16 protein-coding genes are annotated in these 21,714 nt (G+C 30.3%); 4 read left to right on the top strand and 12 right to left on the bottom strand.

From position 1 onward, the window contains the following. Positions 1-121: 121 nt before the first annotated feature. Complete coding sequence (locus tag A8C32_RS13210) at positions 122-436, bottom strand: hypothetical protein (protein WP_069830901.1); 315 nt, start codon at positions 434-436, stop codon at positions 122-124. A 44-nt stretch (positions 437-480) separates the two neighbouring features. Continuing rightward, positions 481-1,449 (bottom strand): sodium-dependent bicarbonate transport family permease, encoded by a 969-nt coding sequence (locus A8C32_RS13215; RefSeq protein ID WP_069830902.1) that lies wholly within the window; start codon positions 1,447-1,449, stop codon positions 481-483. Between the two features lie 102 nt (positions 1,450-1,551). On the opposite strand from A8C32_RS13215, the gene A8C32_RS13220 reads away from it, so the two are divergent. After that, entirely contained in the window at positions 1,552-2,475 is a 924-nt protein-coding gene (locus A8C32_RS13220; protein ID WP_069830903.1) for a LysR family transcriptional regulator, read from the top strand. 70 nt (positions 2,476-2,545) lie between these two features. Here the strand turns inward: A8C32_RS13220 and A8C32_RS13225 are convergent, their stop codons facing one another. The 6 genes from A8C32_RS13225 to tamL all read right to left on the bottom strand — a co-directional run bounded on the left by A8C32_RS13225 (position 2,546) and on the right by tamL (position 12,606). Beyond that, a complete protein-coding gene (locus A8C32_RS13225; RefSeq protein ID WP_069830904.1) occupies positions 2,546-3,994 on the bottom strand; it encodes a glycosyltransferase family 2 protein in 1,449 nt (482 codons plus the stop codon). A gap of 713 nt (positions 3,995-4,707) precedes the next feature. Further along, on the bottom strand, positions 4,708-6,960 hold the full coding sequence (locus tag A8C32_RS13230; protein ID WP_069830905.1) for a polyribonucleotide nucleotidyltransferase: 2,253 nt from the start codon (positions 6,958-6,960) through the stop codon (positions 4,708-4,710). A 248-nt stretch (positions 6,961-7,208) separates the two neighbouring features. Then, the gene (gene rpsO / locus A8C32_RS13235) at positions 7,209-7,478 is read right to left on the bottom strand and encodes a 30S ribosomal protein S15 (protein WP_069830906.1); all 270 of its coding nucleotides are present in this window, start codon (positions 7,476-7,478) and stop codon (positions 7,209-7,211) included. Positions 7,479-7,608: 130 nt separating this feature from the next. Further along, complete coding sequence (gene accD / locus A8C32_RS13240; RefSeq protein WP_069830907.1) at positions 7,609-8,466, bottom strand: acetyl-CoA carboxylase, carboxyltransferase subunit beta; 858 nt, start codon at positions 8,464-8,466, stop codon at positions 7,609-7,611. A 348-nt stretch (positions 8,467-8,814) separates the two neighbouring features. Then, positions 8,815-9,882, bottom strand: coding sequence for a class II fructose-bisphosphate aldolase (fbaA, locus tag A8C32_RS13245; RefSeq protein WP_069830908.1), 1,068 nt, complete (start codon positions 9,880-9,882; stop codon positions 8,815-8,817). 192 nt (positions 9,883-10,074) lie between these two features. Further along, entirely contained in the window at positions 10,075-12,606 is a 2,532-nt protein-coding gene (tamL, locus tag A8C32_RS13250) for a translocation and assembly module lipoprotein TamL (protein WP_069830909.1), read from the bottom strand. A gap of 187 nt (positions 12,607-12,793) precedes the next feature. Between tamL and A8C32_RS13255 the strand changes: the two genes are divergently transcribed. Next, positions 12,794-13,513, top strand: a complete 720-nt coding sequence (locus tag A8C32_RS13255) for a TrmH family RNA methyltransferase (RefSeq protein ID WP_069830910.1) — start codon at positions 12,794-12,796, stop codon at positions 13,511-13,513. A 51-nt stretch (positions 13,514-13,564) separates the two neighbouring features. Here A8C32_RS13255 and A8C32_RS13260 read toward each other — a convergent pair whose 3' ends face one another. The 3 genes from A8C32_RS13260 to ubiE all read right to left on the bottom strand — a co-directional run bounded on the left by A8C32_RS13260 (position 13,565) and on the right by ubiE (position 15,664). Beyond that, a complete protein-coding gene (locus A8C32_RS13260; RefSeq protein WP_069830911.1) occupies positions 13,565-14,131 on the bottom strand; it encodes a hypothetical protein in 567 nt (188 codons plus the stop codon). A 71-nt stretch (positions 14,132-14,202) separates the two neighbouring features. Further along, positions 14,203-14,934 (bottom strand): type IX secretion/gliding motility protein PorT/SprT, encoded by a 732-nt coding sequence (porT, locus tag A8C32_RS13265; RefSeq protein WP_069830912.1) that lies wholly within the window; start codon positions 14,932-14,934, stop codon positions 14,203-14,205. A gap of 4 nt (positions 14,935-14,938) precedes the next feature. After that, positions 14,939-15,664, bottom strand: a complete 726-nt coding sequence (gene ubiE / locus A8C32_RS13270) for a bifunctional demethylmenaquinone methyltransferase/2-methoxy-6-polyprenyl-1,4-benzoquinol methylase UbiE (protein WP_069830913.1) — start codon at positions 15,662-15,664, stop codon at positions 14,939-14,941. A gap of 228 nt (positions 15,665-15,892) precedes the next feature. Between ubiE and trkA the strand changes: the two genes are divergently transcribed. Together trkA and A8C32_RS13280 are read left to right on the top strand one after the other, a co-directional pair. Continuing rightward, positions 15,893-17,242, top strand: a complete 1,350-nt coding sequence (trkA, locus tag A8C32_RS13275; RefSeq protein ID WP_069830914.1) for a Trk system potassium transporter TrkA — start codon at positions 15,893-15,895, stop codon at positions 17,240-17,242. A gap of 50 nt (positions 17,243-17,292) precedes the next feature. Next, positions 17,293-18,789 carry a TrkH family potassium uptake protein gene (locus A8C32_RS13280; protein ID WP_069830915.1) on the top strand — a complete coding sequence of 499 codons (1,497 nt, stop codon included), beginning with the start codon at positions 17,293-17,295 and terminating at the stop codon, positions 18,787-18,789. A gap of 222 nt (positions 18,790-19,011) precedes the next feature. Here the strand turns inward: A8C32_RS13280 and A8C32_RS13285 are convergent, their stop codons facing one another. After that, entirely contained in the window at positions 19,012-21,201 is a 2,190-nt protein-coding gene (locus tag A8C32_RS13285; RefSeq protein WP_069830916.1) for a cellulase family glycosylhydrolase, read from the bottom strand. Positions 21,202-21,714: the final 513 nt, after the last annotated feature.

The following is a 21,714-nucleotide window of genomic DNA, read 5'->3' on the forward strand; positions in this document are numbered from 1 at the left end:
ATTTTGAGATGATTTTAGTTACTAATTTTACTAAATATTTAAAATTTGTTTACCTATCTAGTAAAAAAGCTTCATAATCTCGTAATTATGAAGCTTAGTTATTAATCTATATGAATGGTTTTTAATCTTGAATTGATATAGAAATAGTGCCTTCAATTTTTAATTTTTTCCCTTTTAACTTAGCATCGCTAAAAAATGATTTAGCATCAAGTTTGGCATCAATAAGCTCAGTTATTCTACCATTGTCGTATTCGCATAGATCTTTGGAATTACCTTCAGTTATTGAGAGCCTTTTTAATTTATGATGATTTATTTTTACATCTAAAACAGAGTTTACTATGTCTGATGCATCAGAAGGGGTAAAAAGGCCATCTACAAGTTTGATGTTTTGTTTTACGATTTTGTTGTCTTTTGATGATTTTAAAATTGTTTCCATGATTATTTTGTTTTATTTATACTTTGGTTTTGATTCCTTTATTTTTAATATGTATTTTGAATGATGAATAAATATAGTGGCATACCTAATGTAATATTAAAAGGGAATGTAATCGCTAGCGCCATAGGTATATAGAGACTAGGATTTGCTTTAGGTGCGGCTATTTTCATTGCTGCTGGTACAGCAATATAAGAGGCGCTTGCTGCGAGTATTGCAAATAATAATCTATTTCCTGTATTATCAATAAAAGACCCACTAATTATTGCTACAAGTGAGCCATTTATAACAGGGATCACTATAGAAAATATTAAAGCAAACCAGCCTTTCTTTATAAGGTCTGATAGTTTTTTTCCACTGGTAATTCCCATGTCTAGTAAGAATACAGCTAGAAAGCCTTTAAAAATGTCTGTAGTAAAAGGTTTGATACCTTCTGCTTGAGCATCACTTGCTAAAAAACCAATAATTAGACTTCCTATAATTAATAGAACACTTCCGTTAAATAAAGAATGTTGTAATACTGTTTTAATAGGAACATCAGACTTGCCTTTATTTCCTTTTGAAATCATAATCAATAATAATCCAATCATTATAGATGGTGCTTCCATTAGCGCCATAACAGCAACCATATGACCATTAAATGGAATTTGTTGCATTTCTAGAAATGCTATAGTTGTGATAAACGTTACAGCACTTACCGATCCATAAGAAGCAGCAATGGCTCCGGAGTTTTCGATACTAAATTTTTTTCGAAGAATATAATAGGTGTAAATAGGAACAATTAAAGCTAAAAAAAGACCAAATAATAATGACCATATTATTTCCAAGGTGAAAACACTGTGAGAGAGTTCTTGCCCTCCTTTAAAGCCAATAGCTAATAATAAATAAAGGGATATGAATTTTGATGAATTTTCAGGGATTTTTAAATCACTTTTTAATTGCACAGCAATTATTCCAAGAAAGAAAAAGAGTAAGGCAGGATTAGTAAGATTATCTGCTAGTAAATGTAAATCCATATAAAATGAGATTGTTAGTTGGTTTATAATTTTGTGCAAAGTTTATATTTATATTTCATATATTTTTATTTATATTTATTATGAAATATATAAGTATTGTTTATGAATTATACATTGCATCAATTAGAGATTTTTTTAAAAATAACAGAATTACAAAGTGTAACAAAGGCTTCTGAAGCTTTGTATTTAACTCAACCAGCAGTATCTATACAATTAAAGAAGTTTCAAGAACAGTTTAAAATTCCATTATTTGAAGTTGTAGGAAGACGCATTTATATCACAGAATTTGGTGAAGAAGTAGCTCAAGCAGCTGGAAAGATTATGGAAGAAGTTAAAGCTATAGATTATAAAGCCTTGTCTTATCAAGGAGAATTAGCAGGTAAATTAAAAGTTGCTATTGTTTCTACAGCTAAATACGTAATGCCCTATTTTATATCAGATTTTATAAATAAACATAGAGGAGTTGATTTGGTTATGGATGTTACTAATAAAGCGTCAGTAATTAAGGCTTTAGAAAATAATGAAGTCGATTTTGCTATGGTTTCAACTATGCCAAAAAAATTAAAAATCAATAGTATTGAACTTATGAAAAATGAGTTGTTTATGGTTGGAGGAAAAGATTATAAATACAAAGGAAAATATTTAGATCAAACAGAGTTTCAAAAGTTACCGCTTATATATAGAGAACAAGGATCTGCAACACGTTTGGCAATGGAACAGTTTATAGATTCTAAGAAGATATCTACCTACAAAAAGATGGAATTAACATCTAACGAAGCTTTAAAACAAGCTGTAATTTCAGGATTGGGATATTCTATAATGCCTTTAATTGGTATAAAAAACGCTATTACTATTGGTGATTTGCAGATTATACCAGTAAAAGGTTTACCTATTGTAACCAATTGGAATTTGATTTGGCTGAGTTCAAAGAATATGTCAACCATAGCAAAATCACTCATAGAGTATGTTAATGAAAACAAACAAGATATCATAGAAAAACACTTTAATTGGTTGAAAAGATATTAGTTATTGAAAATAAAAACCACTTCAAATTTACTTCGAAGCGGCTTAAATATAAACGAAAATTAAATTGGGATTATTTTATTTCTGGTAAATCGCGTGTTAACCAACCTCTTTTATTAGCTGTAGCAATGGCATAAGGTGTAATCCAAAATAAAGAAAATGTGTATAAGATACTATATGTATATGCCCAAAAAGATTCTGACAAGTTATAATGTTTGGCATAAAATATAGCAGGGAAAGTTGAAAGTATTAATATACTCACAATAGTCGAACTTATAAAAAGTAAAGGATGTGTTAAAACGAAGAATATCATAAATAATAAGAAGGGGTAGCTCATTATTATTTCTAATGATTGACTTATAAATAAAAGTCGTGTTCCAATTTTAGTGTCTTTTTTGAAATTCTTGAAAACGTATTTGGACATCTCTATATTTTCACGAACATTACTTCGGCTCCATCGAATAAACATTTTATATAAACCACGATATTTTTCTGGAACATTGGTATATGCGTAAGCATTTCTTTGAAATAATACATGGTAGCCTTGTTTTAAAATCATATTCGTTAAAGCACGATCTTCACCAATGTCAGATGGATGCCCCATAAAGGTTTGATTTATCCATTCAGGCAGGCAAGCAAAAACAGCGTCACTTTTGTATGCAGCTAGAGCACCAGGAGTACAAAGTACAGAATTAAGGCTACTTTCTGCAGAACGTACAAAATCAAAACTTAAAGCAAAACTTACATTAAGCATTTTAGGAAGTAAGCCTTTTTTTGTATTTAAAACTCTAATATTTCCAGCTACAGCTCCGCATTGTTTATTGGAAATAAAAGGACTTACTAAATTTCTTAAAGTATCTGATTTTACAATAGAATCACTGTCTACCGTTATAAATATGTCGCCTTTACCTAGATTGAAACCACGATATAAAGCATGACGTTTCCCCTGATTTTCAGGTTGCTGATATATTGATAAACGGTTACCTAAGCTTTTTTTTGCATTTTGCATCCATTTCCAAGTATCGTCCGCACTACCATCGTCAATAGCGATTAATTGTAGTTTTTCTTTTGGATAATCACTATCTACTAAACTCATTAAAGTATCCCAAACTTGTTTACCTTCGTTATATGCAGGAACTATTACTGTACAAGTTGGTAACTCTTTATCTTTTACCGATGCTACAGGTTTGTATTTAATGTATCTATATAACGTGTAAATAAAAAAACTAACTTTAAATAAAGATAATATTCCAGCTATGACTATAAACGTTAATCCTAAAGTAGAGTTCATACGTTCTATATTAAACTTGCTAAAGTCATTTCGTAATATATAAGCTAAATAAGCGGCATCAATCATTAGTAGAAAAGTGCATAATAAAACTATTCCTCCCCATAAGTCTTTTGGCTTTTTTAATGAAATATATTTACTATGAAAAAAAGAATTAATTAAATAAAAAATATTATTGGAGATATTTGTGTTAGTTTTTGTTTGCTGTTTAGAAATAATCTTTTCTGTTTTCATGAAATCTATTTAGTAATTGATTTACATAGTTTACGAGGATAGTTACATTTTAGATTTTTTAGAATTAAAGCTGATGATAAATAAAATAGAATTCAAGTGGAGTTAATAACTAAGGCTTAATGGTAAATTTTTAATAAAGTAGAAACAAGTAGTCCGTAGAGTTATTTCTTATGGATTAAAGTATTTTAAAAAAATATAGATTCATACGGAGATGTAGGTGCGTGGTTGATAAGAGAATCAATTGTAAAATCCTACTTATTAATGAATAGAGATTACTATCTCCAAATTAATTTAAGCGATGATTTATTACCATTACTAATGAGAATAAATTAATTGGATAAAAAATTAAGGTTTACGATTTAAAAGGAACTTTATTATTAAGTTCTTTTGATTTTCAAATTTATTATTCCAATAGGTTTTATTTTAAGATAAATTAACCAGAATAGAAGATGAAGTTTTAATACGTTTTTATATTAAAACTTATCGTCCTGCTATATATTATAAGAAATTATTTTTTCTTAATTCCATTCGTTTTTTCATTATATATTAATGGTTTAGTTTTATTAAAATTATTACTCCTTACTTATTTTTATTAATATTTTTTTATCTTTTTATTTCTGCAACACCAAACTCTTTAATAGTAGAATTTGAGTATAAAACAAAAACCCGATAGATTTTAAATCTATCGGGTTTTAATATGATATAAAAAGAATTTAATCTTCTTTTTTATTCTCTCTAGGTTTTCTATCGTCACGACGGTTATCACGTCCGCGATTATCTCTACCTCTGTTATCACGTCCACCACGATCATTATTTTCTCTTGGTGGTCTTGCTACATAGCCCTCAGGTTTTGGTAAGATTGCTTTTCTAGATACTTTTTCTTTACGTGTTCTAGAATCTATACCAAAGTATTTCACATCAAAAACGTCACCCATGTTTACAACATCAGATACATTTTCAGTACGTTCCCAAGCTAATTCACTAACGTGTAATAATACTTCGTTTCCAGGAGCATCAGTATATTCTACAACTGCACCAAAGTCAAGCATCTTAATCACTTTTACTTCGTAAATGCTGCCAACTTGAGGCTTAAATAATAAAGAATCTATTTTTGTTTGTACAGCATCAATACCTTCACTACCTACACCTAAAATTTCAACAATACCTTCTTCTGTAACGGGATCTTCATTAATAACGATGGTTGTTCCAGTTTCTTTTTGTAATTCTTGAATTACTTTTCCACCAGGACCAATTAAAGCACCAATAAATTCGTTAGGAATTCTTCTAGTAATCATTTTTGGAGAGTGAGGTTTCACATCTTCAGCAGGCGTAGCAATAGTATCTGTTAATTTTTCTAAGATATGTAAACGACCATCGCGTGCTTGTTTTAAAGCATTTACAAGGATTTCATAAGATAATCCTTTTACTTTAATATCCATTTGGCAAGCTGTAATACCATCTACAGTACCTGTTACTTTAAAGTCCATATCTCCTAAGTGATCTTCATCACCTAAAATATCAGATAAAACAGCATAGTTTCCAGAATCTGCATCAGAAATTAATCCCATAGCAATACCAGAAACAGGTTTTGTTAATTTTACACCAGCATCCATCATGGCCATAGTACCAGCACAAACTGTAGCCATAGAAGAAGAACCATTAGATTCTAATATCTCTGAAACCACACGTACAGTATATGGGCAATCTTTTGGCACCATACCTTTTAAAGCACGTTGCGCTAAGTTACCGTGTCCTACCTCACGACGAGAAGTTCCACGAATAGGTCTTGCCTCTCCAGTTGAAAAAGGAGGGAAGTTGTAGTGTAAATAGAAACGCTCTTCACCTTCGTAAGATGGCATATCTATTTGGTTAGCCTCTCTACTAGTACCTAAAGTTACAGTAGCTAAAGCTTGAGTTTCTCCACGTGTAAATATAGAAGAGCCATGCGTAGATGGAAGGTAATCTACCTCACACCAAATTGGTCTAATCTCATCCGTTTTACGTCCATCTAAACGTAAGCCTTCATTTAATGTTAAATCTCTAACAGCAGCTTTTTCAGCTTTGCTATAATATTTAGAAATTAATCCACCAAAATCTTCTTGTTCCTCTTCAGAAAAAGTAGCTTTAATCTCTTCTTTAATTTCAGCAAATGCAGCACCTCTTTCATGTTTAGAAGAACCAGCTTTTGCAACAGCATACACTTTATCGTATGCCATATCGTGTATTTTTTTAGCTAAATCTTCATCAGCTCTTTCTGGTTCGTATTCACGCACTTCTTTTTTACCAAAGGCTTCAGCTAATGCAACTTGAGCAGCACATTGTACTTTAATAGCCTCGTGTGCAAATTTAATAGCCTCAGTCATTTCTTCTTCAGAAATCTCATCCATTTCACCTTCTACCATCATTACAGAATCGGCAGAAGCACCAATCATCATGTCAATATCAGATTCTTCTAATTGCGCACGTGTTGGGTTGATTACAAACTCACCATTAATTCTACCAACTCTAGCTTCAGAGATAGGACATTCAAATGGGAAATCTGATAATTGTATAGCCGCAGAAGCAGCTAATCCAGCCATAGCATCTGGCATAACTTCAGGATCATGAGACATTAATTGAATCATAACTTGAGTTTCACTATGGTAATCTTTTGGGAATAATGGACGTAATACACGATCTACTAAACGCATCGTTAATACTTCGCCATCACTAGGTCTAGCTTCTCTTTTAAAGAAACCTCCAGGGTAACGTCCTGCTGATGCAAATTTTTCACGATAATCTACCGTTAAAGGTAGGAAATCTACATCAGCTTGTTTGTAATTGGAAACCACAGTACATAATAACATACATTTTCCAGATTGCACTACAACACTACCATGAGCTTGTTTTGCTAATTTTCCAGTTTCGATAGAAATTTCTCTACCGTCTCCTAGGTCTATGACCTCTCTAAAAACTTTTGGAATCATAAATTTTTTTTAATTCTAATTAAACAATGGTCGTTGTGTTGTTGTGTAGTTGTTGTGTGTGACCAATGAAAAACTATAATTAGCTTCTTCAATGCGTAATTTAAACTCTTACGCTCGAGTTATACTTTATATATTATTGGCGTTACCTAAAGGTCGGGCTTTCGGTAGTCGCTCTCTGCGAGGAGCTTCAACAATACCTCAATCCCTAACGCAAAACAAAAAAGAGGCTATAAAAGCCTCTTTTTAAATTATTTTCTTAATCCTAATTCTTTTACTATGGCACGATATCTTAAGACATCTTTCTTAGTTAAGTAATCTAGTAAGCTTCTTCTTTTACCTACTAACTTTACTAGAGAGCGCTCTGTGTTAAAATCTTTACGATTCTTTTTTAAGTGTTCTGTTAAGTGATTAATTCTTGCAGTAAATAATGCAATTTGCCCCTCAGCTGAACCTGTGTTCTTAGCGTCTTTACCGTGTTTTGCAAAAAGTTCTTCTTTTGCTTCTTTTGTTAAATACATTCTAATATTATTGTAAATGATTGTTATGTACACGAAAGCCTTTCTTTCGAGCGGCAAATATAGTAATTTTTAATGATTTTCAATAAAATCTATATAAAAAGAAAAAGCGACTAATAAGTTGCTTTTAATATTATGCTCGCAATGGTTGATTTGAAATTAAATCAACATATTGATTTACTTTGTCTTTAAGGTCTTTACGCAATGTTATAAAATCAAGGAAACCGTGTTCTAATAAAAATTCTGAGGTTTGGAAACCTTCAGGTAACTCTTTACCAGTAGTATCTCTTACAATTCTTGGTCCAGCAAAACCAATTAAAGCTCCAGGCTCTGCGATATTAATATCACCAAGCATAGCAAATGATGCTGTTGTTCCTCCAGTTGTAGGATCTGTACATAACGAAATATACGGAATTTGAGCATCTGCTAATTGTGCTAGTTTTACAGATGTTTTTGCTAATTGCATTAAAGATAATGCAGCTTCCATCATACGAGCGCCACCAGATTTAGAAATAACCATTAATGGTATTTTCTTTTTTAACGAATAATCTGCTGCTCTTGCAATTTTTTCACCAACAACACTTCCCATAGATCCGCCAATAAAAGCAAAATCCATACAGGCTACAACTAAATCTTTTCCTTTAGATTTACCAACAGCTGTACGTACCGCATCTTTTAAATTGGTTTTAGCTTGAGCTGCTTTTAAACGCTCAGGGTATTTTTTTGTGTCTACAAATTTTAAAGGATCTTTAGATTCTAAGTTAGCATCTAATTCTTTGAATTTATTATCATCAAAAAGTATTTCAAAATATTCTTTACTTCCTATTCTAACATGGTAGCCATCTTCAGGACTTACGTAGAAGTTTTTTTCTAATTCTTCTGCATCAACAATCTTGCCTGTTGGAGATTTATACCACAATCCTTTTGGTGTGTCTTTTTTCTCTTCGGTAGTGGTTGTTATACCTTTTGTTTTTCTTTTAAACCAAGCCATAGTGATTTATAATTTTGTGTTTTCTTATACAAGAAAATCTTTTAACATTTTAGTTAGGTTCACAATGCTTAATAAAGCATTGTTCATTATATTATTGGTTACAATCTTTCGACTGTAATTAGCCTAATAATTATTTATAAGATTACTGCTAATAAAAGTAAACTAAAAATAAAAGTCTGGTTACAAAATTAAGCCTTTTTTTAATTTTGAGGTAATGCCACAGTATTTTTTGTTTTTTTAAATCTTTATAAAATGTTACTGTATTGATTATTAGTGATGTTAAAATAAAAAAGACTCTACGTATCGTAGAGTCTTTAATAAAAATTTATAATAAAAAATACTTTTATTCTATAAAGTATTTACATTATTTAAGTCTTCAAACGCCTTTTTTAAACGTTCTACAAATGTTTTTTCACCTTCACGTAACCAAACTCTTGGATCATAGAATTTTTTGTTTGGTACATCTTCCCCTTCAGGGTTTCCTATTTGAGCTTTTAAATATTCAGATTTTTCACCCATGTAATCACGAATACCAGTCATGAATGCATATTGTAAATCAGTATCAATATTCATTTTTATTGCACCATAGCTAATACTTTCTCGTATTTCTTCTACTGTAGATCCAGACCCACCGTGGAATACAAAATCAATATGGTTTTCACCTACACCATATTTTTTAGAAATATACTCTTGAGAGTTCTTTAAGATTTTCGGTGTTAATTTTACGTTTCCTGGTTTGTATACCCCATGTACATTACCAAATGCAGCTGCAATAGTAAATTGAGGACTTACTTTACTTAATTCTTCGTAAGCGTAAGCTACTTCTTCTGGTTGTGTGTATAATTTTGAATCATCTACATCACTATTATCTACTCCATCTTCTTCACCACCTGTAATACCTAATTCTATTTCTAATGTCATACCCATTTTACTCATACGCTCTAAATAGGTTTTACATATTTCAATGTTTTCTTCAATAGGCTCCTCAGAAAGATCAATCATGTGAGAACTAAAAAGTGATTTTCCTGTTTCAGCAAAATGTTTTTCACTGGCATCAAGTAAACCGTCTATCCAAGGTAATAATTTCTTAGCACAGTGGTCTGTATGTAAAATAACTGGAACACCATAAGCTTCTGCTAAAGTGTGTACATGTTTAGCTCCCGCAACGGCACCTGCAATAGCAGCTTTTTGTCCATCATTGCTAAGCCCTTTACCTGCATTAAATTGTGCTCCACCATTAGAAAACTGAATAATAACAGGTGCGTTTAATGACGCTGCTGTTTCTAATACACCATTAATGGTATCAGAACCTATTACGTTAACAGCTGGTAATGCAAATCCTTTTTCTTTGGCAAGGTTAAATATAGCTTGTACTTCTTGACCTGTAGCAACTCCAGGTTTTATATTGTGTCCCATTTTTAATTAATTTGTGAATATTAAGGTATCAAAAGTAATCAATTTTTGAATAATTAGTTGTTGTTTGGGGATTTGAAAACATTATAGGATACTAAAACGTTATAGTAAAGTTATGATTAAAAAATAAGTTTTAACATACTTAGCTTGGTGTTACAGGGAGTTATCTTTCGTAAAACAAAGTAGATAGATTAATTAAAAAGGATAGTTTATACCAATGTTATATACTGCATTCGAAAAATTATAATCATTAAACCATCTATTTTGTTCTCTGTAAAAAGGATCGTAGGTTTTAAAACCAATATCAAACCTAAACACAAAAAAGCTGAAATCGTAACGCAAACCTACCCCCGAACCAATGGCTATATCTTTTAAAGAATCAAAATTGGTAAATGTTGCGTTTTCATCCTCAACATTGTCTAATACATTCCAAATATTACCAGAATCAACAAAAATAGCCCCATTTAAATCGCCTAATATATTAAAGCGTTGTTCTATACTTAATGAAAATTTCAGGTTAGCCTCATTAAATTCATTAGTTGTCTCAGAGCTCCCTGGTCCAAGACTATATGCAGACCAAGCTCTATTATCGTTGGGACCTCCTGCAAAAAAACTTTTAGAGAAAGGTATGCTGTTAGAATTACCATAGGGGATGGCAATACCCAAGAAACTTCTTAGAGCTAGTATATTTTTATTACCTAAATCCCAATGTTTTGTATAATCAAATTCTGTTTTTACAAATTGAGAGTAAGCTACATTTAAAAGCTCATAACGATCATCATTATTCTTTTTTAAGCCTAATAATTTAGAAGAGCTTGCTAGTAAATTTCCTGCTAGCTCTAATTTAAAACGAAAAATTGAAAAGTCTTCATCAAATAAATTTGTGCGCTCATCATTTATAAAATTAAAGCTAGAAGACAAAATTAGATTGTCTTCTGTTAATCTTTCTCTTCGCTCATTAATATTGTTAATTGTTCGTAATTGTGTGCTGTTTACTCCTGTAGCAAAGCTATTATTTAATGCATCATTTATAAATGAGTTGGTTAGATTAGTTTTTTCTAAATCACCATCTGAATCAATATAATTAACATCTTTAGCTATTTGGTTTAATGCTCTATATGAGTTTTGGTATATGCCAAAATAATTGTTTGTATTTAAATTTCTAACATATTGTATGTTGAATAAATCTAATCTATTACTTACTCTTTTATTAGGGTACCAATTATAATTAAATGTACCACTAAAGGTTTGCTTATCTAAACCTATGTTGGTTTGACTTGTAGTAGCTAAGCTAATTTGCGTAGAAGGAGACATGTATTTAGGAACAATATTCTCAGTATTAAATGGAGAAAATAATCTAGGAATTGTTAACTTAAAATCTATCCCATATTCATTAATATCAAAGAAAGGGTCGTCAGGGTTATTTTTATCTTTTGAAGCACCTATAGACCCAATCGCAGATATTTCAAAAGTTTCTGCACCTCTAAAAATGTTTCTAATAAGCAAGCTTGGGTTTAATGAAAATCCGACAGATTGAATGTTACTTTGAGAAACATCAGCGCTAAATCCTAAACTGAATTTTTTTAAAGGGGTTAGTCTAATAGTATCGGTAAGGGTGTTATCTGGGTTTTCTATATATTCGATGTTAGGATACTTGAAGGTACGTAATTCATTAAGGTGTCTGTATGTTCTAGTGCGGTCTATATCTTTAAAAATAGATCCAGGATTTATAAAGATAGCATCAGTTAAGGCTTCGGGTCTATATTGTATTTTATTATAACTATAGAGTTTGTAGCCATTATATATAATGGAGTCTAGAAATGGCTTACCTCTATTTTCGAAGGTGTAATCTGTAATGATATTAACATCTTTTATGGTATAAACTTTAAAAGGCTCATGTTTTATAGAGTCTTGAGTTCTTATGGCTCTATCTTGAATTTTAATATCTACATTAAACTTTTTATCAGTGCCAATACTATCCATGACCATAGATATGTAGTCTTGGTTGAAGTGATAGACCCCAGAGTTTCGTAGTTTATTTGATATTCTCTTCCGTTCTTGTTCAAAGTTTGAAGTTCTATACTGCTGGTTGGTTAATATTAAGGCGTCTTTTTTTATATTTTGATATATAGAATCTATTACAGGTGATTTAATTGTTTCTGTTATAGAATCAATAATAAAGGGTTTGCCTGTTTCAACTTGATATTCAATTTCGGCACGTTTATCGTCTTTTTTTGAGATGCTATAAGTTGATTTAACATCAAACCATCCATTATTTATATGGTAATCTTGAAGGCGTTTTATGGATTTTTTAGCTTTTTCTTCATCTAAAATGACAGGAGTTTCCCCTGTTTTTCTTAACCAATTATTAAATGCTAGAACAGATTTTTTTAATTTATCAACTTGTTTTTTTGAATATCTTTTGGTGAAACGTTCTCTTCGTTTAGGTTTCTTATCCAACCAAACTTCAAAAAGAGAATCCCTATTAGGGCGAGCTGTATTATATAAATGTAAACGTAACGGTGTACCAAAAAGAGGGATTTTACTATTTGGTTTTTGATATATTAGATTATTTATCGCCTCAGTATTGTCTTTTTTATCATTAATTATTACTGAGTTTTTAGTAAGTAAATATTCATTGTCGGCAACTCTTTTTACAGTATCACAAGAAATTACGAATCTTGTAATAAATATTAAAAATAGTATTTTTGAAAGTTGTTGTTTCAAATGAAATTACAGTTAATTTAAGTTATAGTTTAACAAAATTAATTTTGTTAAAAGAAATAAATAATGAGATTATGATTAGTAGTTTCAAAAATACGCTATTTACGTTGAAAAAAATATTTAAATGATTTATGTATAGGCGAATCTTACTAATATTTTCTTTTTCTTTATAAAAAATTAAAAACACAGTATGCTCTCTAAAAGCCAAATTAAATTAATAACGAGTTTAAAGCAGAAAAAATTTAGGCTACAACATGGCCTTTTTGTTGTTGAAGGTGTTAAAACAATAAAAGAATTGCTGCTTTCTAAATGGGAGCTTCACGCATTATATACTACAGAATCATTCAATATTGATGCCAAAGATGAAGTTATAATTTCTGAATTAGATTTAAAGCGTATTAGTTTTTTAACAACGCCTAATAAAGCATTAGCTATTTTTAAAGTACCAAAAGAAAAATACATCGATTATAATGGGCTTATTGTTGCTCTTGATGCAGTAAGAGATCCAGGTAATTTAGGAACTATTATTAGACTTTGTGATTGGTTTGGTATTAAGAATTTAATATGTAGTAAAGAAACAGTAGATTGTTTTAATCCTAAAGTTATACAGGCTACCATGGGATCTATCACAAGAGTTAATATAAGCTATGTTGATTTGGTTACATTTTTAAAGGATGTTAGAGTTCCTGTATATGGTGCTTTTATGGAAGGGGAAAAAGTATACACCAAAGAACTAAAACAAGAAGGTGTTTTAGTTATGGGTAATGAGGCAAACGGTGTGTCAAAAGAAGTGGAAGCTATTATCAATGAAAAAGTATCTATTCCTAGATTTGGAGTTTTACAAGCTACTGAAAGTTTAAATGTGGCAACTGCAACAGCTATTTTATTGAGTGAATTTAAGAGACGATAAAAACAGGTAGATGTATTTAGCTAGGGTTTTTAGTTAATAATATTCTGGTTTTTAAGGTTTTTGTTGGTATTTATCAATTAAAAAATCGTCCCATACTTGTGCTTCAATATATCTGTCGTATTTCATGTTTTCTTGAGATTGCCATTTTTCTTCGGATGGAAGCCCGTATTTGTCTAATAAATCACTTATTTCATTCAATAGGTATATCTGTCCATTAGATGCTTTTTTATATAAAGAAAGTTTAGGTTCATCATAAATTTGAAAAGACACCATACTGTCAGGGTAAGTAAAACTAATCTGTTTTGAATTAAAATTTGATAAAGGGATTTTTATAGTGCCTGGATTTTCAAAACAAGATTTCATCCAATTACATTTTCCTAAAGTAAAATAAAAAGGGTCATCTCTTTTGGGTTTACCTCCTTTATCTATAAACCCTTTTTTTAATCTTTTTTCTAATGAGAATCTTAAATCTATATAATTTGAAGGTCTTTTACTATTGAATCCAGTTGAAATCCTATTTTGAATGTCTTGAGCTTTTTCAAATTTATTTTGAGTAATATTTTTAAAAGGACCTTGTTCTATTTCGTAATAATGATACAGAAATTCTGGTATATCCATAAAATATGAAGTTATTAATTAAATCTTCATTTTTCTACTAAAGATGACTTTTATATTTACTCTAATAAAAACTACTGAAACGTAAAGTTTATAAAAACGCCACGAGTTTTCATACTAGAAATATTACTAGTCCAAGGACTATTAGGATCATTATCTCTTACAAGTTCGTCATTAAGACCAAAAACACCACGTATAGAAGGCGTAAATTTGAAATTATAAAGATAGAAGTCAATACCAAAACCAAGCTCATAAAACAAAGGATTCTTTTTAGTCCTAAATTGAGCATTTTTATTATCCTCAGGGTTATCTTGATTACTAGATAAATTTAAAGCTGTAGAAAAACCACCAACAATAAAAGGTTTAAAATTGTTAATACGCTTGGTAGAAACTTTTAATAATAAAGGAATATGTACATAAGTTGATTTAACCTCTCTTATTAAATCTGATTTTCTTACAGTAATAGCATCTTCAAAATGGCTTTCACTATAATTTAATTCTCTAGTTGTAATAACTAATCCAGGTTCTAAACGTAAATCCAAAAAACCATTTATTCTTAAGTTCCCTATCAAACCTACATTAAAACCAGGGCTTCGTTTTACATAGATATCACGTAAATCTTCATTATAATCAAAATTGAAATCAAAATTGTTAAATCCTAAATAGTATCCCCAACGAAACAAATCGTTATCAGTTGTTCCTCGTCCTTGATTTGCGTCATAGGTTACTTTTTCTCTTTTAAAAAGTTGAGCATTGGATGTTTGAATGATCAATAAAAATGATAGTAATGCAAAAAAGCGTTTCATATAATTACTTAGATGATTTATAAATTGTTGCTACACCAAAAGTTTGTGGCAAATCTTCAACATTAATAAACCCAGTTTTACGTAAAATATTGTTTAATGCTTCTCCATAAGGAAAAAGAGATGCAGATTCGCATAAATATTTATAAGCACTTCTGTCTTTTGAAAATAGTTTTCCTATAAGAGGTAAAATGTTTTTGGTGTAAAATTTATAGCCTTGTTTATAAGGTGATTTGGTAGGAATAGATGTTTCTAAAATAACAAAAGTACCATTTGGTTTTAGTACTCTATAAATCTCTTTTAGCCCATTTTCTAAGGTTTCAAAATTACGAACTCCAAAAGAAACTGTAACAGCATCAAAAGTATGGTCTTTGAAAGGCATATTTTCACTATCCCCTAAAATCATTTCTATTTTTGATTCTAAACCTTTCTTTTTAATTTTTTCTTTACCAATCTCTAACATACCACTACTAATGTCTAAACCAATAATCTTGCTAGCATTAGTTTCAGCTAAATTAATAGCTAAATCACCAGTTCCTGTAGCAATATCTAAAATAGTTTCAGGACTATTTTCTTTAACTATTTTAACTACTTTCCTTCGCCATTTAATATCAATTCCAAAAGAAATAACGCGGTTTAAACCATCGTAATCTCCAGAAATGGTGTCGAACATCTTTGTAACTTGTTCTTTTTTACCTAAATCGCTGTTTTTGTAGGGCTTAATTTTTGACAAATCTATAAATTTTGCACAAATATAAACTTTTAAAAAAGCATTACACTATAGGAATCTAAATAATTATATGAGTCTATTTCATGTAGCAATATGTATTTTATACTATATTTGTTTTACTTTTTATGATAAGTAAATGATGAAACTTCCATGATTGAAATTTATTTATCTCATTGAGATTATTATAAGGAAGTTGCATGTGATAAAATAAAAAGCAATTGAAATAAACACATGAAAATAATTATTGCTGGAGCTGGTGAAGTTGGATTTCATTTAGCTAAGTTATTGTCTTATGAATCTCAAGAGATTACATTAATAGACACTAATAAGGAAAGTTTATCTTACGCCGATAACCATTTAGATATTAAAGTTATTAGGGGAGACGCTACTTCTATAGCTATATTGAAAGAAGCACGTGTATATAATAGTGATTTATTAATAGCTGTTACTGCTTCTGAAACTACAAATATTACAACCTGTGTGTTGGCTAAGCAATTAGGATCTAAACGCACCATTGCAAGAATATCAAATACAGAGTTTATTAACCATAAGGAAGAGGTAGGATTTACTAAATTTGGTATAGACGAATTGATTTCTCCTGAAGCTTTAGCGGCATCAGAAATTGAATTATCACTAAAAGCATCGTCTTTTAATGATAATTATGAGTTTGAAGACGGTGCTCTAACTATGGCTGGTTTAACGTTATCTAAAGAAGCATCATTTGTTGGGAAAACGGTAAAAGAAGCAGCACAAATATTTCCTGAAATACATTTTGTTCCTATTGCTATTCAACGAGCAGGAACACAATTTACGTTAATTCCTCGTGGAGATACTCGTTTTAAAGAAGGTGATAACGTTGTATTTATAACGTCTGAAGGAGGAGGAGACGAACTCTGTAAACTTACAGGTAAAGTAAATCGTGAAATTAAAAACGTTATGATACTTGGAGGGAGTCAAATAGGTCGTAAATCTGCCAAATATTTATGTGAAAAAGGATTTAATGTAAAGCTTTTAGAGCAAAACAAAGAACGTGCTTTTGATATTGCCGATGATTTACCAGAAATATTAGTTATTAATAGTGATGGTAGAAATGTAGATATTCTAGATGAAGAAAATATTAGTGAAATGGATGCTTTTATAGCTGTTGGAGATAATTCGGAGACGAATATTATGTCTTGCTTAGTAGCAAAATCTAAAGGCGTAAAAAAATCTATTGCATTAGTCGAGAATATGGATTATTTCGAGCTTTCGCATTCTATTGGTATTGATACTTTAATTAATAAAAAGTTGCTTGCGGCTAATAATATTTTTAGATATATACGTAAAGGTGAAGTCGTAGCTATGACCAAACTTAGTAATATGAATGCAGAATTACTGGAGTTTGAAGTAAAAGGAACATCTGCTGTTTGTAATAAACGAATAAGACATATAGATTTTCCAAGATCTGCTATTATAGGTGGAGTTATTAGAGATGGAGTAGGTTTAATAGCATTAGGTAGTTTTAGAATTCAAGAGGGTGATCGCGTTGTGGTTTGTTCTTTGCTAAGATCTATAAAAAGTGTAGAAAAACTATTTCTTTAAAATTAGTAGATTTAAAAACGAGCTATTAAACAATGAATAATTAGAAATAGATGAAACTTAATTATAAAATAATTTTTCATTTTTTAGGATTACTTATCTTATTTAATGGAGGATTTATGATTTTATCCGCTTTAGTAAGTCTTTTATATGATGAAGATGGTATTACATTTCAATTGTTTTTAGCAGGTATCATTACTCTTATTGTTGGTGTTTTGGCAATGGTCTCTACAAGGCATCACAAAAAAGAAATGAATAAGCGAGAAGGTTATATAGTGGTAAGTTTTGGTTGGCTAATAATGGCACTGTCTGGAACAATGCCATACTTGATAACAGGAAGTATTCCTGATTTTTCTAGTGCGTTTTTTGAGACTATGTCTGGTTTTACAACGACAGGCGCATCTATTTTAGATGATATAGAAAGTGTCCCTAAAGGAGTGCTGTTTTGGAGAAGCCTTACACATTGGATAGGTGGTATGGGAATTATCGTGTTAGCGATAGCTATTTTACCTCTTTTAGGAATTGGAGGGATGCAACTTTTTGCTGCAGAAGCACCAGGACCAAGTGCAGATAAATTACACCCTAGAATTACGGATACAGCGAAACGTTTGTGGCTTATTTATTTTGGATATACGGCTGCTGAAACTATTTTGTTGCAAGTTGCGGGTATGTCTTTTTTTGATGCTATAAATCATTCAATGTGTACATTATCTACAGGAGGATTTTCTACTAAAAATGCAAGTGTTGCTTATTGGAATGGTCAACCTGTAATTCAATACATAATTATAGTGTTCATGTTTTTGGCAGGGACAAATTTTGTATTAAGCTATTTTGCTTTTAAAGGAAGAGTTCAAAAAATAATAGGAGACGAAGAGTTTAGACTTTACTTTAAATTTGTAGCTATTTTTACAATTATAGCAGCTATTATAATTTATTTTAAAGCAGATATTGCTGCATCAACAATTAATCATCCAATGGTATGGGGTGAAGCAGAAAGTGCATTTAGGCATTCTTTATTTCAAGTGTTGGCAATAATTACTACAACAGGTTTTGTAACAGCAAATTATACGTTGTGGACTCCTTTTTTAGTGGTTTTCTTTTTTGGACTTATGTTTCTTGGTGGATCGGCAGGAAGTACATCTGGAGGTGTTAAAGTTGTACGGCATCTATTATTAATAAAAAACGGATTTATAGAATTTAAGCGAGCTCTACATCCAAATGCTATTTTACCAGTACGTTATAATAAAAAATCAGTTTCAGGTGATATTGTATTTAATGTTTTAGCTTTCTTTATTTTATATATGTTATCTTTTATTATAGGTGCTTTAGGATTTTCTATGATGGAAATAGATTTTGAGTCTTCTATAGGTTTAGCAGCTTCTAGTTTGGGGAATGTTGGACCCGCTTTGGGAGATTTTGGACCAGTAAATAATTATTCGGCCTTGCCTAGTATTGGAAAATGGTGGTGTAGTTTTTTAATGCTTATAGGGCGTTTAGAACTGTTTACTGTATTGGTTTTATTTACACCATTCTTCTGGAGGAATAGATAGTTGTAAGTTTTCTGTAGGAATCATCCAAAGATAGTTTTAGTTTTTTTAGGTTAAAATAGAATGGAGAAAAGAATATTGTAATGTAACGCTATTTTTAGAACGGGACACAAAATTAGAAAAAGAGGCTATCCAAAATATATTTTAGACAACCTCTTTTTTATATTTGATGCTAGTTAATAGTAACTAATGCATTTTATAATTAAATTAATAGAAAAGGATTCTTTATTTTTTTATTACTTTATGAGTAATTGTTTTATGCTTGCCTATTAATTTAATAAAATATAAACCTGTATTAAGTTTATTAGTAGGTATTGTAATTTCAGATAAAGATTTATTTAAGGCTTTATCATAAAATATTCTTCCATTAACATCTAGCAATTTAACATTGGATATAAATTTCTTCTTGTTAATATGCAATGTTAATCCATTTGTGAATGGATTGGGATAAGAAATAATAGATTGAATACCTTCACTATCTGTTTCTTGGTTATTATGACGTGATAATATTTTATTGCTATTGTTTTCATTATAGGTTAAAATTAGTGTAGGTCTTTTTTGGTTATTACCTTCTTTGGAATAAAAAGAGACATCATTGCCATTTGTTTGTTCCATTACAAAATTCAATACATTTTTATTTGAAAAACTTTCAGAGTTTAATTTCCAAGTATAAGATTGCTCTTTAATATAATTAGTGTTTAAATGACCTATTTCGTTGGTAACTATAGATTTATTTGAGTTATTTATATTGTTTTCATTCCAATTAGTTTCGCTGCCTAGACTAATTTTAATATAACCGTTACCGATATCATCTCCACAAGTTAACTCTAATTTAGCTTCTGTAATGTTGCCGTTTATATTAGAAATATCATATTTAAAATAGGTTACTCTTTTTCCTTTTTCTACTCTTAAAAATTTACCATTAATTCTTTTAGAATTTTCTAAAAAAACGTCTTGTATAGGTAGTAATGATATCGTTGTACCATTTGGAGTAGAATTTGGAGTTATCGTTACATTAGCTTGGGCTTTTTTAATACCACCATTTGTTGTTACAGTAATAATAGTATTGCCAATTTTTAAAGCTTTAATAAGTCCGTTACTATCTACAGTAGCAATAGTAGGATCGCTGGTTGTCCATTGCACCGATTTATCTGTTGCGTTATTAGGAGTAATAGTATATGTTAATGTTTTTTCTTGCCCTACTGTTAATGTTAGATTATTATTAGCAACAGAAATAGTATTTACTTTAATAGGTGTATTAGTAGGGTTTGTAATAGCATCTGCAATTGAAGGAAAATACCAATTATTGGCATTTCTATTTAGTAATTTAAAATTTCCACCATCATCCCAAACAACAGTAGTCATTTTTCTTGATTTAGCAGCATTAGCATAATATGCAGCATGTTTAGATCTCTCTGCAGTATTGTTTTTGTTTTTTGAGCCCCATTCTCCAAGTACAACAGCTATGCCTTTGCTAATAAACTTATCATGTATTTTTTGCATTTCGGAATCTAAAGCAGACTTATCTGATGCAGATCCCCATCGAGAAGTTGAGCCATTCCCTGTATTTAAAGCGAAATTATAAGGATAGTATGTGTGTATTGAAACGATGACTTTATTATCGTTGTTAGGAATTATAAAGCCGTTAATAGCATTTTTGGAAGCACTTGCAGCTACAGTAGGGCACATTATAAAACGTTTTAAATTGTTTCCACCTGTAGCTCTAATAGCATCCAATGCAGCTTTATTAAAAGCATTAACAACATCGCGAACTTCTTGAGTTCCTCCACTCCATTCATTTTGTCCTCCTTTTACTCTAGGTTCGTTAAGCGTTTCAAATATTAAGTAATCACCATAATCTTTAAAGCGGTTGGCAATTTGTGTCCAAATCTTCTTTAATTGATTGGTTGCAGCTTGTTGCTTAGCATAGGTTGGTATTAACCATTTACTTTCATGATGTGTATTTATAATAACATACATATCATTGTCGAAAGCATAATTCATTACTTCTTCAACTCTATTTAGCCATGCAATATCAATTTTATAGTTTGGGGCAGACTCCACATGTTGGTACCACGTAACGGGAATGCGAATTGTTTTAAAACCTTGTTGCCTAACTTTATCTATCATAGACTTGGTTGTTAATGGGTTTCCCCAAACTGTTTGAGTATTAAGACCTGATGAGTAAGATGCATGAGCATCCATGGTATTTCCTAAGTTCCAACCTAGTCCCATATCTGCAGTCAATTCTAATGAGGTTATGTTACGCATACCCGTATGGCTGGTTTGGGCAGAAATATTAAATCCGGTTAAAAAACATAATAAGAAAAGGAAAGCAATATTAAGTTGCGATGGTTTTTTTCTATAAAGTTCTGTAAAAAGAAATAAGGAGTTGTGTGTGAATTTTTTTTTCATAATTATTAATTTATATGAGTTTAGTAACTATATACGTAAATAATGTCTTTCTTAGATGTGTAAGTTAATAATTACTTTTCAATGAATTTAAAATGAATAGAGAGTATCTTGGAGATGTTTAAATTTTATAGAGAAGAAATAGTGAAAAAAGGTGATTGAATGAGGTATTTCATATCCGAAATAATATAAGTTATCTGTTCTTATTTATTGAATATAAAAAGCTTCAAATTGTAACATTTTCTTCAAAATAACTACATACATATAAAGCAGCTTTTTATAATTGTTAACTGATGATCTTTGAGCTAATCTCAAAAATAATCTTTTATATTTTTTTATTGAGCAGTTAATGTATTGCTTAAATTATCAATATTAACTTTTTGAATATCCGTAATTACTAATAATTGATTAAAAATGCTTATTTTGTTAAAAAAACAAGTCATGAATATTTTTAGTTTTACCGCCCATTTTGATAGTGAAGAAGCTTGTCGTACTCATTTTAAGCAAGAAAGAGAT

It is taken from the genome of Flavivirga aquatica (assembly GCF_001747085.1).
Taxonomy (GTDB): Bacteria; Bacteroidota; Bacteroidia; order Flavobacteriales; family Flavobacteriaceae; genus Algibacter_C; species Algibacter_C aquatica.